The sequence below is a fragment of the Ruminiclostridium sufflavum DSM 19573 genome (assembly GCF_003208175.1).
GTDB classification, from domain to species: Bacteria; Bacillota; Clostridia; order Acetivibrionales; family DSM-1351; genus Ruminiclostridium; species Ruminiclostridium sufflavum.
In genome coordinates this window covers 53,149-71,128 of record NZ_QKMR01000016.1, presented here as the reverse complement: position 1 = coordinate 71,128, position 17,980 = coordinate 53,149, and the positions used below count along the sequence as shown (strand labels likewise).

Here is a 17,980-nt window from a genome sequence, read left to right as displayed (position 1 = left end):
GGCCTGCACTGGCTCGGCGGACACGGCCTGCACTGGCTCGGCGGACACGGCCTGCACTGGCTCGGCGGACACGGCCTGCACTGCTGCGGCGAACAAGCCGGTAAGGGCGGACACGGAATAATTATAACAGGCTGGCGGTCACCATTATCATCGAAATCCTCCGAATATGAATCCTGATAATCATAATCATCACAATCCTCGCACCAATCTACAATTTCAGGACTGTAGAACGGCCCTGTGTTATTCTCATCATACATTAATCATCTCTCCAATCTTGCAAGAATAAGGATATTTATGTCACCCTATAGAATATTCATAAACACGCAGAGACGTTACACTTCTATCCCAAACTGCGTTCAAAGTCAGCTTAAAAGCTTAATTATTGATGTTTTTATTCAATACAATAAAAACCGCAGGAAGCTACGCTTGTCATTTACGCAACCTCCCGCGGTCTTTAATGGACCAGTTTACACATAAAAATATGTTATCCTACAGCAATTTTAGAATTTTTCAAATAACTCCTCCTGCTATATCAGGTTTGAATTTTTCAATATATTATTTATAATAGAGCTAACCTCTCCGCGGGTAATGCTGTTCTTAGGTGCAAGCATTTTCCCATCCTTGCCTGATATAATATTATTCTTCACACAAGCGGCGGCAGAAATTTTTGCCCAGCCTGATATAATGCCGTAATCTTTGAAGCTGCCCAATATACTGCCGGCATCATTATCAGAATACTCCGTTTTTATCCCCGCAAGCCCCATAGCCTTTGAAATTACTACAAAGGCTTCCTGACGGGTAATTTTGTTATCAGGCTTGAATAAATTATCTTTGTATCCTGAAATAAAGCCATATTCATATGCGATACCTATGGAATCATAGTATTTTGAATTTTTTGCTACATCTCCAAAGGAATCTGCTCCCCGGCCAACTCTATACAAGCCTAAAGCCTTAACCACCGAATCAACAAACTCTCCTCTTGTGATATCTGTATCGGGCTTAAAGCTATTTTCACCGGCACCATTCATAATAAGCCTTGAAATAACATTGTTCACCGCATCCTTTGACCAGTGGTTCTGAACATCACTATAAGCCTCCGCATTGTATATAACAGCATATGTACTGTTTGTCAGACTGCTAATCTTGGCATGGTACTTACTGTCAATCCTTACTATTGCAGTAGGCACATGGGAAAAGGTGCCGTCACTGTTAAGGACAATACCTGTTACTATTTTGCCTGTGTCAATGCCTCCGGGAATTGCCACAGTTCTTTCAACATAGCTGTTAAATTTTGAAACCTCGATAGATTTATCGGCGCTTGAAAATGTAATTTCAAAATCAACAGGCTGTGCCACCACTTGGTATTTATTTTTATCTGCTGTTTTTTCAACTAAGGCTGCTTTGTCATTGGGCGCTTCTCCTATTTTTATACTTACCGAAATATTCTTTATATCTGTATCAAGCTTTGAGCACAGACTGTCAATGTCTAAAAAGGCAACCGGAAGCACATAGGATGCTTTATCGGTATTTATTTCAAGTACAGCCTTCTTTTCCATCATGCTCTTGATAGTTGTACCGTCCAGCTTTCCTGTTACAATGCTAGAATTATTCATAACATCTATCTTAATAGTAGTGTTATTTTTAAGCATTTCCTGTATTTGCTTGTCTATTATCTCTAAAACTGTATGCTTTTTGCCTCCTTCAAACTTTGAAGTTATATTTGCGAACCTCTGATTTTTGCCGTTTATTTTAATTTTATCATAATCATTATCAGCCGCTGTGCCTGAACCTGTTGAGCCTGTTCCTGTTCCGGGAGCTGCCGCCAGCTTTACAACACCTATTTTGACCAAGTTTGACCAGCTGTTGCCTGATACGTCATTCCATATTGCCACACTGTCTCTTTTTCCTTCGCTGTTGTCAGAATTATTCACCTGAATATCAAAGCCCAGAACAGCGCCTTCAGCTGCATTGATCTTATCCAAATCAATGGCCGCTTCAATAACATAGCCGGTATCTGTTACTATGGCCGCTGATGTAACCATACTTCCGCCGGGATTGCTTCCAAAGCTCTGTTCATTCTCGAAATTAATTCTGTATTGACCGTCATCATCACCGTAAGAATCAGTCTTATCATTTTTCTGGTCTAAGAATATTTCAATGGAATCCTGCTGGTAGGAATCCTTGCTTTCCTTGTGCAGGCTGCTGTCAGTTACCGCGGCATACACATAAAGCTTCTTATCATCCCACATGGTTCTGGCCACGGCAGTTGCCCCTGATGCTGCATTTATATATTTGTTGACGCTGATTTCATTTGCACTGTCCCATATAGTATCTTTTGTTCCATCGATTACGGGAGTCCCCTTTATAGCTTCCGTAGCGCCCACCGCATCACTTAGTGTAAGAGTTCCTATATTTTCAGTGCTGACATCCTGATTATTCGCTATATCATTCCATGATACCATTGTTCCGTCTGAACCGGTAAAGCGTATGTCAAACGGAAGCTTGCCGTTTAATGCAACGGAAGCCGTTAAAGGTATTTTTGCCTCGAGCCTGTAGCCTCCTGTCAGCTTAACGGTTTTTGAATTGGAATTATTCTCTCCGAAAGCAAATGTTTTCTTTGCACCGTCTACAAAAACCTCTGCAGAGCCGCTGTTATTGAATGCCGGATCAGTGATTTCAGCAAGCACATAAATATTATTTTTATCCCAGCGTGTTTTAAATTCTGCTGCAAAACCATTATCCGACTGTACAGCCACAGCTGCGTTGGAATCCCATAAAAGCTCGCTCTTTCCGTCAATTACGGGAGTACCCTCAGGCGTAGATAAATTTTTTATCAAAATGGGCAGCTTATCCGAGTAGCCGGAATAATCCGGGTTTGCAAGAACAACTCCCCAATAGGCATATTTCGCCTGCTGGTCCGTATCAAAGAGAAGTGGTTTTTCAAGTCTTGTTATCGGAAAGGTTGACAGCCATGTGTTAGCATCAGATATTCCCCATACAGCCACACTGCTGATACAGTTTTTTTCATCATCTAATTTTTTAAGGCCTTCAAATAACTGTTTATATCTGTATCCCTGCTCAAGAATCACACTGGCGGGAACATCATTATCGGCAGTGGATTTGGCAAAATCACTTACGCTGTCATCATAGTTGCTGACATCCAGCTCGGTTATCTGGTTGTCAAGACCTGCATCTGCAAACTTCCTTATGGAAGTTGTTATAGCGCTTACCGATGGCTGAGTACGGCCTATATGGCACTGATGGCCCACACCGTCAATAAGCTTTTCCTCCTTGTTTATTTCTTGCACAAGTGCATACAGAAAATCACGCTTTGCAGGCTGCTCGGTATTGTAATCATTGATATACAGCTTACCGGTATAACCTTTTGCCTTAAGCTCATCCTTTGTAGTTTTAAAGGCTGTCCTTATATAATCCTTGCCTGTTATTACAAACCACTTGCTTCTGCGCATTCCATCAGCCTGAGAAGGATCAATAACCTCATTTACCACATCATAATAATCAATATATTCACCGTATCTGTCAATAATTAATTTGATATATGCCTTCAGCCTGTTAAGCACCAGCTCCTTATTGGCAGCCTGCTTTGCAGGGTCAGTTTCTATCAGAACTATATCACTGTTTGCATTTGTTGTGGTCAGATCGTCACCGTTTGCATCGGTAAACAGCCAGTCAGGTGTCTGGCTATGCCATACTAATGTATGCCAGCGCCACTTCATGCTGTTATCCTCTGTATAATCCTTTATGTAATCGGCAAAATCCAGATTTAAATTAGCCTCGTTTATATCCTTAAGGGCAAGGAAGGTTCCCGGGAGTATAGCATCAGGCTTTGTGTCATTTCCCGCCACCATACTGTTGAAATGTTTCTTAAACAAGTCCCCTGAGGTTCCTGTATATTCGCCCGGTACAACCGATGCTCCGAATTCAAAATTATCCTTATAAACCTCCTTCAATGAAGGGATATCGGTCTGAATGCCTTCCGGCGGTATATAAGCCACACAGAAGTCATCAATATAGAATGGAGTTGTATCTCCCTTTGATTCTATATACAGGCTTACTTCATCGGCATCATATGCCATTAAATAATCAAGGCTGAGCTTGACCCACCCATCTTCCGACTTAACAATCACCGGATTATTAACCGAACCGATAAGGTTTGCATACTTTGTTTCACTGTCAACTGTATATGCCATTGAAAGTATTATGCCTGACTGGGTAGTATTAGGTGCCAATTTTATCCAGGTGGAAATGTTATACTTGGAACCTTGAAGCATTTTTCCGCTTACATCAAGCATCGGACCGTCATTTTCATTCACCCTGTCAGTTGTAAGCAAGCTATAGGTTCCTGTCTTGCTGTCCTCAGAGGTCACCTTGACACTGCCTCCCAGTCTGGAGGTAAAGCCCTGTGCCGTATTGTTTTCAAATCCGATATTACGCACTCCGGCTCCGGGAGGAATAATAGCTATATCATCAATATAGAAAGCATCCTCCGGATCACTGCTTTCAAAATACAAAACCTGTTCTGCCATATCTCCTGTAAAAGAATATGTACCGCTTATTTCATGCCAATTACCGTCATTAATGTCGTTTTTCAAAGCAATCTGTTTATACTCTGTATTCGCCCCTTCATCCGCCGATTTCTGCTGCATTGTCAATATTATCGCACTCGGCGTTGTTGCCCCATTAATCGATTTCACATTTGCCGTCAGAGTATAAAGGGTATCTTTTTCAAGCTTGCCCAGTGTATTTAAGCTTGCGCCATTCCAATTTGCACTCCGCCCTGATACCTTGATACTGTTAGGTGCTGAAACCGCAGCTTCTGCCGATATGCTCACATTAACTCCTGAGCCTCTCGGAGACCACCCCTGAGCTGTTCCGTCATCAAAATTATACTCATAGCTCTTAATAGCTGCCGATGGCGTCTGCGGCTTTGAACTGTCCAGACTGACCAATGTAAAAGTGATGTCATCAAGGTAATAGTCAGGTGTATTACCGCTGTCTGCCGATTCAAATTTGATATAACTTGCAGCCATTATATCCGACAGTGAAAAACTCCCCTCAAGCTTTGTCCAGCCGTCAGATGCAATATTACTATCCGAGGCAAGCTGATCGTAAGCATCACTGCTTGCACCGGTGTCAGTATGCTGATGAGTTATCTTTAATGCACCGCTTCCAGCAGATACAAGCTTTACATACCCCTCAACCTTGTATTTCCCAGCCGGAAACGAAGTAATATTCAGCTGTGCTCCCTGCCAATTTGCAGAAGAAGCCGATGCTTTAAGTCCGTAGGCTCCGCTGTTTGCAGCCGCTGCATCCTTAACAGCCTCAACAGTAATGCTTCCTGCCGCTCCCCAGCCCTGCAAAGAACCATTCTCAAAATCATACCTTATCGTATCGCCGGCTGTAGTAAACGTAGTGTCCGCAGCTTGAACGACAGGTAAACCAATAGGTAATAATGAGGTTAAAACCATTGCTATTACCAAAAGCAAACTAATTTTTCTAGACATGCTTCTACCCCCCAATGTGTTATGTGTTTTTACTGCCACTATTCTGCCTGAAACTGCAATACTGCATATTCTTATTAACCCCCCTTCAAAATAAAAACTTCTTTTACAAAATTATCTCGGGGCAAAATAGTAAAAATAATGTATATTATACATTATATAACAAATTTAAAAACCCTTAAGGCTACAACATATAAATTTGCATTTTTTAAGGTCTGCTTTAATTTTAAAAACGGAAGCTAAATATAGCTGCCAGCTGCTGGCATTAAATAGAGATACTGTGCTACCCGGCATTTGCGAAAAAGGTTTATTTCGGCTTGATTGCTTCGCCTCATAGAATATATTTAAGAAGATATTTTGATTTTTTCAGGCGAAACATACTTTTATACTGACTGTATGCAAAATAATACCTTTTATTTGTTCAGGAAATATTTTACCATAGATATACACACATACTAAAATACTACTATGTTTTAGATATGTCAATGGATTACAATCACTTTTTAAAACTTTTTAAATAAGTTCTCTGAATATGCTTTTATCATGATATACAGCTCCTGAAACAAAGACAGGCAAAAAATGCTTAAAAAAAGCCACATTCCAACATTTATTGATAACACTCCATCCCATAGATAGTACTTTTTGTAATATTTAATTGTAAGATGAGTTAAAATAGGTTATAATTGTAATATAATAGGCTTCTCAAACTTTGCACTAAAATAAACACTTCTGAACCTTGATAATTCAATAGTGTGACTAATACTATGCTGTAATGCAACAGTTAACTTCTGAAAGTTATCTTTCAGTTTCGGCACCCAAAGTCAAAAACAGTCAAAAGCTTTACATTCTGTGACTATATTTGACTAAAGTCAATTACGGTTCAAGCCGCCTTCGCGATGATATATCGTCTTTTCAGGCGAATTAAGCTTTTAAGCTAATTTTGAACACAGTTTGGGTTTGAATTTGTTTTGACTTTAGGAGGCTTCAGCCTCAAGACCAAGCTATCGGTCGATGAAATCGGTTTTTAGCCGATAGTAATTGACTTTTACTATAGTATAAATAACAAATACATAGAATATTTCACCGAATACACCAAATATATAGTGGATATTCGATTGTCCTTTTAGATTTCAAGGATTATAATAAAAAAATAATCTGGTACTCTAATGTCTGACATAAAGCGATTATAATCTTCAAGAGCTTCAGTTTCTTTTTTATTGATTTTTACAGGAATTGCAAGAAGGTATTTCGATTACCGCCTTATGGTCTCTCTGCTATCAAGTTCTCATATTCCCATTTATTTTATAAAAATATACAGCTCCGAATTTTCTATGGTATCGATAAAATCTTATGCTTAACCAACTTTGTTTGTTAACCTTAATTTACAGGAGGTATTTTGTATGAAAAAAAGTCGTTTACTAATCCTGTCATTAGTGATTGCACTTGCCACAAGTGTATTTTCAATGACGCTTGTCTCTGCAGCGAAGCTGTACGGTGACTTAAATCAGGACGGTTCAATAGATGCCTTGGACTATGCCTTAATGAAAGGGTATCTTTTAGGAGGCACTGAGCTTCCTAACTCTTCAGTTGCAGATTTGGATGCAGATGGCAATATCAATGCTATCGATTATTCCCTGCTCAAGCAATATTTGCTGAAAGTAATTGATAAGTTCCCGGCTGATGTGCCTGAAGAGGAGGTTAAAAAAACCGAAGCGGAAAAACTTGTCGGAGATATCATATTCTCTGTGCCTAGCTCAACCTTCAAGAATTCGCTTTCAGTTGCCCTGAGCACAAAGATTTCAAATGCTCAAATACGCTACACAACCAATGGCAGTGTTCCAACCGCAAGCTCCCAATTATATTCAAATGCCATTTCTTTAACAAAAACAACACAGGTAAGAGCTCAGGCTTTTGTCAACGGAGCTGCAAGCGGTGATATAGGCACAGCTGTTTATATTTGCAGTTCAATAGATGCAAATCATGATCTTCCGGTATTAATTCTGGATTCATACGGTGCAGGCAAGCCAGGCAAAGAGGATTATCTGGATGCTGCCATTATGCTGATGGAGCCGAAAAACAATCAGTCTACTTTATTACAAACTCCTACTGTTGCAACCCGCGGCGGATATCATGTCCGTGGACAATCCTCCGCAAATTTTGAGAAAACACCTTACAGAATTGAGTTTTGGGATAATGAGGGCGGAGATGCGAAATATCCTGTAATGGGACTTCCTGCTGACGGAGACTGGTGTCTGCTTTCTCCATATCCTGACAAATCCCTTATCCGTAACGCCTTTGCTTATGAAATAGGTAATGATATAGGCTTAGAGGCTCCCGGATACACATTTGTTGAGGTATATATCAATATAGACAATCAACCGTTGTCTGCTGCTGATTACCAAGGTGTTTACCTGCTTACCGAAACAATAGAAATAGACAAAGATCGTCTTAATATAAAGAAGCTTAAAGAGGATGATTTGACAGAGCCAAAGATTTCAGGCGGTTACTTAATGCAGTTTAACATGCAGTGTGCTGAAGAACCACTGATAAAAGGATCCGGTTGGAGTGATCTGGAATTAACCGAACCAAAGGATGTAAAATCCGAGCAGCTTACCTGGATAACAAATTATATCCAAAAGGTTCATAACTCCATCCACAGCTCAAATCCATCAGACCAGACTACCGGTTATCCCGCATACATAGATGTTGATTCCTTTGTAAATTTCATTATTGTAAATGAAATGGCGCGTGAAGGCGATGCATATATGCGAAGTACCCGATTATACAAGGATCGTAATGAAAAGCTTAAAGCCGGTCCTCTCTGGGACTATGACCTTGGCTTTGAATGTTACACCGGCTTCGGCTTTGGCGGGACAACCTCTACTGTGGAAGGCTGGCAGTTCCAGCCGGTATTTGGTACAAATTCAACTTGCGACTGGTACTACACACTCATGAAGGATTCAAGCTTCCAGGCCAAAATTGATGCACGCTGGAAAGAGCTTCGTAAAGGTCCTCTGTCAGATGCAAATCTTACTGCTAAGATTCAAAGTCTGACTACACCATTGAAAAACGGCGCAAAACGCAACTTCCAGAAGTGGAATATCCTGAATACTTCCATGGTAGGCGGTTTTGGCACACAGACAACACAAACCTGGGAAGAACAAATAACAATCTTGCAAAACTTTGTACTTCAAAGAGTGAAATGGCTGGATAATTCAGGCTGGAAACCAACGACTTCTTCAAATCCGTGGGGATGGTAAGCCTGTTGTAATTTTGAAAAATCTATACGTGTACAAATAATATCAGTATAGTATTTAGTCACATGGGTACACAACATTTGAGAGACTAAAAAATGCTGTATAAGTTTCTTATCCTGAAAAAAGTTGCGCATAACAATATTCGGGAGGAATGCTGAATTTTGATAACATCTGTAAATACTGCTTTTATATTTTAATTTTCAGCAGACCGAAAAGCCTACAGCTTGAAGTAAAACAAACTTGATAAAAAAACAGTAATCAGGAAATTTACCTGATTACTGTTTTTTTATTTTTAAATTCTTTACAGATTACATTTTAATGTTGAAAGTTCAGTTATTTAAAAGGTATTTCTTTAGCAAAGCAAAATCAATCGAATTTATATTGCCGTCACAATCAAGGTCTGCTGCAAATCTGCACTCAGGAGCAGGAAAATCGCTTATTATTCCCAGCAGGTACTGCTTCATCATCGCAAAATCAATAGCATCAATATTTCCGTCCCCATTCACATCACCGGCTTTTACTGTTTCATCCCAAATGAACAGCCCCTGTCTTTTTATATCTTCTGCCACTATGCGAGCCAGCTCTTCTGCTCCGGCTCTGTTGGGATGTACGGCATCACCGCTCATGAACAGTGAAAGAGTTGCCTCTTGACCTATAGCGGTAAAATATCGGGAGCTTAACACATTCAAGTCAACCAGCGGAACCTTTTCCTCCTTTGCCAAAGCAAGAGTTGAATTTCTATAATACCTGTTTTCGGAAAAGTGCACATTTGATGAGTTAAAATCCGTTGCTCTTCCCTGAGGTGTTACCAGTACAATCGTCGCACCTTTTGCAGCAGTCTGCTTGACCATATCCCTCATTATCTCTTTAAACTGCTCCTCGGTCGTATTATTCTTTGCTGCTGTGTCATTTATTCCAAACTCCAGCAAAAAATAATCACCGGGTTTTATATATTTGAGGATTGCTTCAAACTGACCGTCATCTCTGAATCCTCGGGCGCATTGTCCGCTTGAAGCCATGTTACGAACCTGAAATACACTTGTATCCGCAAACTTTGAGAACACTTGTCCCCATCCTGCCTGCATACTGGTATCCAAGGGATAATAATTGCAGGCTGTTGAATCTCCTCCAATGTATATGGTTCTGTTTGCTGCTGCATTATCCGATATTCTTCTAACTGTAAGAGCACTAAGGGTAAAGGCCGTTCCTGCTTTACCCTCGGTAATCAGAATATTTAGCTGCCCATCGGTAATAGGAATTTCAAAGCTGTCCTTTGCCAAGTTTCCCGTCATATTTATCAGCTGAAAAGCTCCCTCTGCTGAAACACTTGCCCTTGATGTATTTCCCAATGTTATTTCCACCTCATACAACCCATTTGGGAGATCGAGATTAAATGTATTCGTGCTTTTTATTCCATACGCAAGAAACTGAACTGCATCACTTTCGACCCCGTAGCCTGATGCCGAAACATTTTTCATATCGGACGGAGTATTGAACCCATAGCCCTTAGCGGCACTGTAAGCCGTTGATGCACTCACGCCGATATATCCTGACTCTGTGGCTCCGCCGCCGAAATCAAACTTGTACTCAGCTGCTGCTTTTGCGTCAAAACAATTTGTACTGCATACAAAAGCTGTTATTATGATAGCAAAACATAAAAACCTGCATATATTTATTCTCAAAATAAAGCCCCTCCTTTTATGCACGGTTCAAGAGAATATTCTTACCTTACGCTGCCCGCCAAAGGTATATTTAATTTTTTAATTTCCTTTGATATTATTCCCGCTATTACCTCTGCTCCGGCTTCCGTAAAATGAGTATAGTCGGTTCCGTTTGATGAAACCAGGTATAACTTATATGCTTCGTCATAGCCTACAGAAGTATAGTAATTCAAGCTAAGGGTCATTAAATCTATCAAAGCAGCATTTTCTTCTGCTGCTACCTGTTTCATTGCCGTACAATAATCAGGGAAATCATTTTTAAAGGTATTATTTGAATAATTCAATCTGGCTACAGGTGTTATCAATACAGGAATAGCCCCTTTTGCACGTGCACCGTCAACATACTTTTTGAGGTATTCCTTGTAAGTTGTAAAGGGTGCGGCGTATCTATCCGGATTATTTATTGACGCATCATTATGTCCAAATTGGACAAATAAATAATCATTTGGCTGAATTACACTCAATATACTTTCCAATCTTCCCTCTTCAACAAAATTCTTTGAGCTTCTTCCTCCAATCGCACGGTTAACAAAAGTAACTTCAGTATTGAAGTATTTTGAAATCATCTGTCCCCATCCGGCTTGCGGATAATAGGAGGCATTGTAGGTCATAACTGTAGAGTCTCCGCAAATATAAACTGTAGCACCTGTAAATGGCTTTGTTTCTGATTCTGATGCATTTGTCACCTCCAAGTAATCTACATTCGGGCCTCCCTGTGCTGTGACAGATACAGCCCTGATGGTATTATCACCTGCTTTGAGGTTTGCATTTAAACTCACATCCATCCATGTTGTCCAGCCTCCTGTAGGAATAAAGCTCAGACTGCTGTTTATCGCGGTGCCATTAATCTGAATTTCCATAGGACGGTCTTGCTCAGTACCGTTTGCATATCTGAACCTGAGTCGCTGTGTACCTGAGGCCTTAACCTTTACAGTCCATTCAACATAGCTTGCAATTTCATTGTTATAATTGGCATAGCTATCTCCGGTATAACCGCTGTTTATATTTTCCCTGACGCCATTAAAAATATAGGCATCCTCAGCCTGAAATATTGTCGCGGGTACCGTTTCTTCCTGTGCTTCAGGGAAAGAGTCAATAGCACCCAACAGATACTTTTTCATTAATGCAAAATCTATTGCATCAACAGCTCCATCTGCATTCACATCTGCCGCATAGGCTCCGTCGGCAGTCGGAAACTCCGGTATGCTTCCAAGCAGCTTTTGTTTTATAATAGCAAGGTCAATGGCATCAATATTACCGTCACTGTTTATATCTCCCTTTTTAACTTCATTATTCCCAAGATTATCGGGAGTATATATGCTTGGAACCGGCGGTTCAGCCATCCCGCTGCCTAAAAAGAAGCCTGTATGGGGGGGCTGGTTATACGCCGTATTCTGCCATGCTATACTCAGCCTGTAAACCGGATCATGCATCAGCGTATAAATTCTGCGAGTTGTAACACTTGTAGTTGTATAAATCCGCAAGGCAGTGTTATCAGTTGTCGGAAAAATAACTTCCTCTCTCCAGTCTCCCAAAATATCAGCCTGCAAGCAGGGATTAGCTTTTGTACCGTTAATTGAATTGCATCCGGCTGCCGAAAGTAATGTTCCTCCATTATATTTAGATATTGTTGTACCGTCTAAAATTTCGCGCAGTTCATCTCCATCCCACCATATTGCAAAATTCATCTGACCCGGAGCAGTACCGATATTTTTGCCTGTGCAGCTATAAAGCCCTGAACCGGCAGCCCACATTTCCTCCCCGGGAGATGCCGCGGTTATATCTGCCGCCAAAGCTCTGCCGCAATCCTTTGAGTATGTATATCTGAATATCTGTTCTCCTGTTTTTGCATCCAGCAGGGCCGCTCCCTTTGAGCCCTCAAGAGCCGTCCACACTTCCAAGCCGTCTCTGTTGGGATCCAGATCACCTAAATGCATTGCGTCTCCATGACCTAAGCCGGTAGTCCATAGGCCTTTGCCGTTATTATCAATAGCTGACGTACCGTTTAAAATTTCGTCACAGCCGTCATTATCAACATCACCCACACTCAGGTTATGATTGCCCTGTCCCGCCCACGCTGAATTGCCGCTTGTATTGCTGTCAAATACCCATCTCTGCGTCAGCTTGCCATCCTTGAAATCCCATGCCGCAGCCACCATTCTGGTGTAATATCCGCGCAGCATAACAAGACTGGGATGAACTCCGTCAAGATACGCTATACATGCTCTGAAACGGTCTACACGGTTTCCGTAGTCATCACCCCAGCTGGAAACAGTACCTCTCGGCGGAACATAATTTACCGTTGAAAGGGCAGCCCCTGTTTCTCCGCTGAAAACAGTAAGATATTCAGGTCCTGACAATATATATCCGTTAGAATCAACGTAATTTGCATTCTTATCGCCTATAACCGCACCTTTTCCGTCTGTTGTGCCATCCGCAGTCTTGCAGGCAAGCTCTGCCTTTCCGTCACCATCAAGGTCATATACCATAAACTGAGTATAATGAGCACCTCCGCGAATATTTTTTCCTAGGTTTACAGACCATAACTTTTTTCCGTTAATCTTATAGCCCTCAAGATATACCGGGTCTGTGACTCCTCCATTTGCATTATCATTTGTTGCTCTCTCCCATTTTACAACAAGGTCATATTCTCCATCTCCGTCCAAATCTCCGGTACTGCAGTCGCCTGCCGTATATCCGCTTTCAGGAGCAGAAACGGGAACCTGCAGGTAATTCTGCCCCCATACTCCCGCTGCTTTTGAAGCAGCCTGCTCCTTACCCTCAAGCACTGCTCTTACAGTATATGTTGAACCGGTGCTTCCGTTGGTATCCATATAATTTGTACTGTTTGCAATTGGTGACGAATTCACTTTTACACCGCTACGGTACAAATTATACGAAATACTTGCAGGCTCATTGCCAAACATTCTCCAACTTACAAATACACCATTGCCGGCCTTAACCGCTACAACGCCCCTGTCCAAAGCCTCCATCTGACGCTGCGGTACTGACACCGCTGATGATTGGTGCAGCGGCATAAAACACAATAGAAATTGCAAGCTCAGAAAAAATACAATTACTTTTTTTAGCATACTTCTCCCCCTTAATATTTAGTTTTTTACTTGCTATTTATTTTCTGTTATTTTTTTTTGTCTTTTGTTTTGGGCTTAAAAAGAAAGTTTTCCACAAAGTAGAACGCATTATTATATTTTCCAATTTAATGATACAATACTTTCGTGCTGCGGTCAATCAACGCAAGCACAAGCTGTTTGACAGATTTAAGGCAATTACTGCTTTCAAAATAAAGCCTTAAAGAATTATTTAATTTTTAAATAAAAACAATACAAAAGCATTTACATTAGCCTTCATATGTGTTATACTAATTTGCGGATTAAGAGTTTATCGGGATGTAGCTCAGTTTGGCTAGAGTACTTGCTTGGGGTGCAAGGGGTCGCACGTTCAAATCGTGTCATTCCGACCAGCTTTTATTAAAAAAGTCGATACCATAGGTATCGACTTTTTTGTTACCGGCATATAATACAGTTTTTATTACCATTAATTTCAGGAGCATTCTTATTTATCCTGCAAGCGTAAAAACAGGTCTAATGCTCATATTCATATCAGGAGTGAATGTTATGCTTGCGGCGGCTGCCTGAACCCCCGTGATTCCTTCCCAATGATCAAACCTGTAGCCTTTTTGAGCAAATGCCGTTAATGTCACAGGTACACCCTTAAAGTAAATACCTGTCCAGCAGGACGAATCATAAATACCCGGGGTTGTTTCTTTGATATCAATGGTATTAATTCTTACATAACCTTCAGCCTGTGCAGTATTCACCGTAATCTCAGCGGTACCTGCAACGCCTTTATCCATAAATTTGTTTACAATACATTTCCTCATAACAGAAGGTCTGTCAGCTGCATAGCTTTTGACCGCACTGACATTGACACTCCATGTGGGATCTCCTTCATAAGCGCTTTTTATATTTATTGTTCTCCACCTGTCGCATTGTTCAGGCATTGCATCCTCTATCCCTGATTTTAAAGCATCAATTTTTTCATTAACTCTCACAGGGTTAAACGAAGTATTCAGCTGATCTGCAAAACAATTTATGAACTGATTTCTGAACTCGGAATTTTTTATAAGGGTTTTCAGAAGAAATACCGCCCACGGTTTATTTGCCTGTAGAGCACCGCCTTTCTGTGGCTCTTCTGATGTGGCATAGCTTAAGGAGTCAAATGTAACACTTTGCTTTTGAAATCCAAAACCAAAGTCTGTATCCTTGAGCAGCCATCTCCACCTTCCGTCCTGTCCATATGCCGCCTCCGGATGGTATTCTCCGTCTTCTGTCTTGTATCTCCATATCGAAACATTATTTCCCGGCCAATCTGTATTACCGCAAAAAATTTCCGCGACATTATAAATAATATAATTTTCGATATCAATTTTTGTTTTTATATATTCGTATGTATCATCAGCAGTTATGTCATTATTTTTAAGATAATTTATAACATCCTCCTGGTATAATTTGTAATCATCACTTTCGCCTTCAAGCACATCAAGTGTCTCAAATACATCCAGCATGACAATTTTATCTTTATCGGCTTTGTAATGTGACTTCAGATATTCGTCGTCAAACCGCTCTCTTATGTTGTATATCCCCCAGTACTCACCATCCAGAAATACCACGGAAGACCTGTATGCCATTGTATCAATCTTAAGATGCGAGACAAGCCCCTGAGTCAATGCATCCCTGAACATTGTTCCTGTCCATGTACAATCATTCCCTGCATTTCTTAAAAGAAGTGTAGTGAAGCTGTCCAGCTTTTTACCGTTTCCCTTCTTTTTCAGATCAGGGAAAATCTCATATTCAAATTTGTCAGTATCGTCATAATTATGATTTGCATATAGTCTGAAGGATTTCTGAGGAATTTTTTTCGAATAACAGCCGTTAATTCTTAATCCGATATTCTGTGAAAAGGCAAGTGTTCCGTCCTTTTCGAAAAACTCTATATGTACGGGTCTCTCCCATTCCCTTCCTTTGTTTTCAAAGTTCCCATTGACATATATGCCAATTGTATCGTCAAAAAAATTATCCCTATCAGTGACTATTGATATAACAGGCAGCTTGTATCTGGTCAGCATATCCTTGTCTACAAAATAAGAATTTGTGACTATTTCGCTTTTACCGCCTCCGGCATTGACCGCAACGGCTTTTACAGTCGTACATTTAAAAAGCTCTGACTTTGGTGCCTGCCATTTTGTCCACTCATCATTTGAAACATTTGATATCATTGATAGAACATTTGGCTCTCCTGCCCTGCTTTTAACAGCAATAGGCTTTATATATTCAAATGTACCTTCAGACCCGGGCTCCGGATCTGAACCGTCCAATGTATAATAAACTCTTGCATTCTCTTCATCCGTACTAAGCTGAAGATTAATGGCTGAGGTATAAAATCCACCCGCATATGAAAATGCCGGTTCTTTTACAACTGCTGTTTCTGACGAATAAAAATTAGGCATCTGAGGAGTTGCTTTTGAGAATATGACTAATTCCGCTGAGCCGTCATATTTACGCCCATATGACCAGTCATTCTTTAACTCCCCTGTGGTAACTGTGTCAGCAACAGAACCGTCAGGCATTTTTATCGTCAAGGTTTCTCCCGAAGCACTCAGTTTAAAATTGGTATGCAGCTGGCCGTCTTTTGCAACCTTATTCTTATCAGAAGCCCAGACAAGCAGATGCCCCTTGGCAGGAACAGTTCCCGCCGGAAATTCCCATGTATAGGAGGAATCAGACAAGGTATACCCTGTCAGATCAATTGAACTATTACCTGAATTGTAAATCTCTATCCAGTCCGAGTAAGCCCCTCCCTCACTTCCGCTGTCCCCATCCTCGATATCTCCGTCACGTAAAGTGTCGGTATTGGCAGCCATCACCTCATTAATAAAAAGCGCTTGTCCCGGCTCTCCTACAGGAAGAGAATCAACAGCTCCAAGTAAATACATTTTCATTATCGCCAAATCAAGGGCATTAATACCTCCATCCAAGTTTAAATCTCCCACAGCCGGATCACCGACAGGGAAATCCTTAATGACTCCTAAAAGATAACTTTTTATTAATGCAAAGTCTATTGCATCAACTACCTCATCTCCGTTCAAATCTCCTATTATACCGGCAGTCAAAACCGACAGGTTTCCTGTTTCAGCTGCATATTCATCATAACCAGCTCCCCAAGCAAATGATGACTGAACAGTAAAAATTAATGATAGTGCTATAGCTGTTAATTTTTTTCTCATAGCATATCCCCCTAATATATAATCAACTCAATTTTCTCACATAAAAAGCCTGTCGGTGCTCAAATTTATAAAGGATACTGCCAAAATAATTACTTGAATCAGTGATGATTCCTCCCGGTGTTCTAGCTGAGGCACACATTGCCATTTACGGCGCATATCTTTCAACCTATGCTTCTGCAGAGCTCTCCGCAGCTGCTTTAATGCCGACACTGCGTGGAGACAACTGCTTAAATTATACATTATATAAGCAAATTTATCAATAATTGTAATTTGTTGCAGAAATAAAACATCATATATGATAGTGACAGCTGGAACTATTGTAAATTGATATGCCTTAAAAATAAATAATTAAAAACAAAAACCACGAAACAATATAATTTGCCTCGTGGCTTTCAATTTCTATCAATATTTTCTTTTTGCATTAAAATGTACCTCTTTCTTTTTTACCTTGGTATAAATAAACCGCCTTCCAAGCTTAATTTTACCGGCTGAAGCAAGATTTTTCAAACCTGCTTTAATTTCAGTGCTTTTTCAAATTCCTTGCTCTTTTTTTCCTCCTCTCTTTTTTTATTATCTGTTCTGGCTTCCTTGCGATTAAAAGCATTTACTCTCGTTATAGGTGAAATGGCAGCTACTCTGGTGATATCCATAAAGAGCACCTCCTTAATTCAACTATCAAACTAACCTCCACGCCAAGTATCCGCACATAAACAATGTAAAAGCTTCACTTGAAGACCTTGCTTCTGCATAGAACCTCTGCTTTGCAGTAGTGCAAAAAATATCCTTCTATATATAGATATCGGCATAACACGTGAATTACTAAAGCTCTGGCACCAGATATTTTAATGTAAATAGCGCTTATTTGCAAAATAAGCGCCAAATTGTATTAAATAATTCGGTAGCAGCAATCGTTTTTTCAGCCGTTAATAAATCTTAGTATCTCTTTGAATAACCCTTATTAATCAGTCTGAATACTACATATCCAATAAGAGCAAGAAATGCTAAAGGAATCAATGCACCAATCACCGCTCCCACTATCCTCAATGCAATAAATCCTAAAATTATTAACAAAATCACTGTAATTACCTTTTTAAATGTATTGTTCATAATAACCTCCACGCCCAGTTTGGGCATTAAAATTTGGTAAAGCTTCGTGGCGGTACGCTATCTTGTTTT

8 protein-coding genes and 1 tRNA gene are annotated in these 17,980 nt (G+C 40.4%); 2 read left to right on the top strand and 7 right to left on the bottom strand.

All coding sequences use genetic code 11. From position 1 onward, the window contains the following. Positions 1–257: hypothetical protein (locus LY28_RS19160; RefSeq protein WP_207658096.1), on the bottom strand; the 257-nt coding region annotated here is incomplete at its 3' end. Between the two features lie 270 nt (positions 258–527). Then, positions 528–5,525, bottom strand: a complete 4,998-nt coding sequence (locus LY28_RS13300; protein WP_110462681.1) for an endo-1,4-beta-xylanase — start codon at positions 5,523–5,525, stop codon at positions 528–530. Between the two features lie 1,397 nt (positions 5,526–6,922). Here LY28_RS13300 and LY28_RS13295 point away from each other — a divergent pair. Beyond that, complete coding sequence (locus LY28_RS13295) at positions 6,923–8,782, top strand: CotH kinase family protein (protein ID WP_110462680.1); 1,860 nt, start codon at positions 6,923–6,925, stop codon at positions 8,780–8,782. Between the two features lie 326 nt (positions 8,783–9,108). Here the strand turns inward: LY28_RS13295 and LY28_RS13290 are convergent, their stop codons facing one another. Both LY28_RS13290 and LY28_RS19750 read right to left on the bottom strand, forming a co-directional pair. Further along, positions 9,109–10,461, bottom strand: coding sequence for a dockerin type I domain-containing protein (locus LY28_RS13290; protein ID WP_242981282.1), 1,353 nt, complete (start codon positions 10,459–10,461; stop codon positions 9,109–9,111). A 41-nt stretch (positions 10,462–10,502) separates the two neighbouring features. Beyond that, positions 10,503–13,592 carry a rhamnogalacturonan lyase family protein gene (locus tag LY28_RS19750; RefSeq protein WP_110462679.1) on the bottom strand — a complete coding sequence of 1,030 codons (3,090 nt, stop codon included), beginning with the start codon at positions 13,590–13,592 and terminating at the stop codon, positions 10,503–10,505. Positions 13,593–13,903: 311 nt separating this feature from the next. Here LY28_RS19750 and LY28_RS13280 point away from each other — a divergent pair. Continuing rightward, a tRNA-Pro gene (locus LY28_RS13280) sits at positions 13,904–13,981 on the top strand. A gap of 96 nt (positions 13,982–14,077) precedes the next feature. Here the strand turns inward: LY28_RS13280 and LY28_RS13275 are convergent. The 3 genes from LY28_RS13275 to LY28_RS19150 all read right to left on the bottom strand — a co-directional run bounded on the left by LY28_RS13275 (position 14,078) and on the right by LY28_RS19150 (position 17,911). Further along, the gene (locus LY28_RS13275) at positions 14,078–16,804 is read right to left on the bottom strand and encodes a CotH kinase family protein (protein ID WP_242981281.1); all 2,727 of its coding nucleotides are present in this window, start codon (positions 16,802–16,804) and stop codon (positions 14,078–14,080) included. Positions 16,805–17,307: 503 nt separating this feature from the next. Further along, positions 17,308–17,454 (bottom strand): hypothetical protein, encoded by a 147-nt coding sequence (locus LY28_RS19155; protein ID WP_165835566.1) that lies wholly within the window; start codon positions 17,452–17,454, stop codon positions 17,308–17,310. Between the two features lie 283 nt (positions 17,455–17,737). Beyond that, the gene (locus LY28_RS19150; protein ID WP_165835565.1) at positions 17,738–17,911 is read right to left on the bottom strand and encodes a hypothetical protein; all 174 of its coding nucleotides are present in this window, start codon (positions 17,909–17,911) and stop codon (positions 17,738–17,740) included. Positions 17,912–17,980 lie beyond the last annotated feature (69 nt).

Bases quoted from the DNA above. Each gene is read 5' to 3' on its own strand.
- LY28_RS13300 (WP_110462681.1), bottom strand. From the start codon at position 5,525: ATGTCTAGAAAAATTAGTTTGCTTTTGGTAATAGCAATGGTTTTAACC.
- LY28_RS13295 (WP_110462680.1), top strand. From the start codon at position 6,923: ATGAAAAAAAGTCGTTTACTAATCCTGTCATTAGTGATTGCACTTGCC.
- LY28_RS19750 (WP_110462679.1), bottom strand. From the start codon at position 13,592: ATGCTAAAAAAAGTAATTGTATTTTTTCTGAGCTTGCAATTTCTATTG.
- LY28_RS13275 (WP_242981281.1), bottom strand. From the start codon at position 16,804: ATGAGAAAAAAATTAACAGCTATAGCACTATCATTAATTTTTACTGTT.
- LY28_RS19155 (WP_165835566.1), bottom strand. From the start codon at position 17,454: ATGGATATCACCAGAGTAGCTGCCATTTCACCTATAACGAGAGTAAAT.
- LY28_RS19150 (WP_165835565.1), bottom strand. From the start codon at position 17,911: ATGAACAATACATTTAAAAAGGTAATTACAGTGATTTTGTTAATAATT.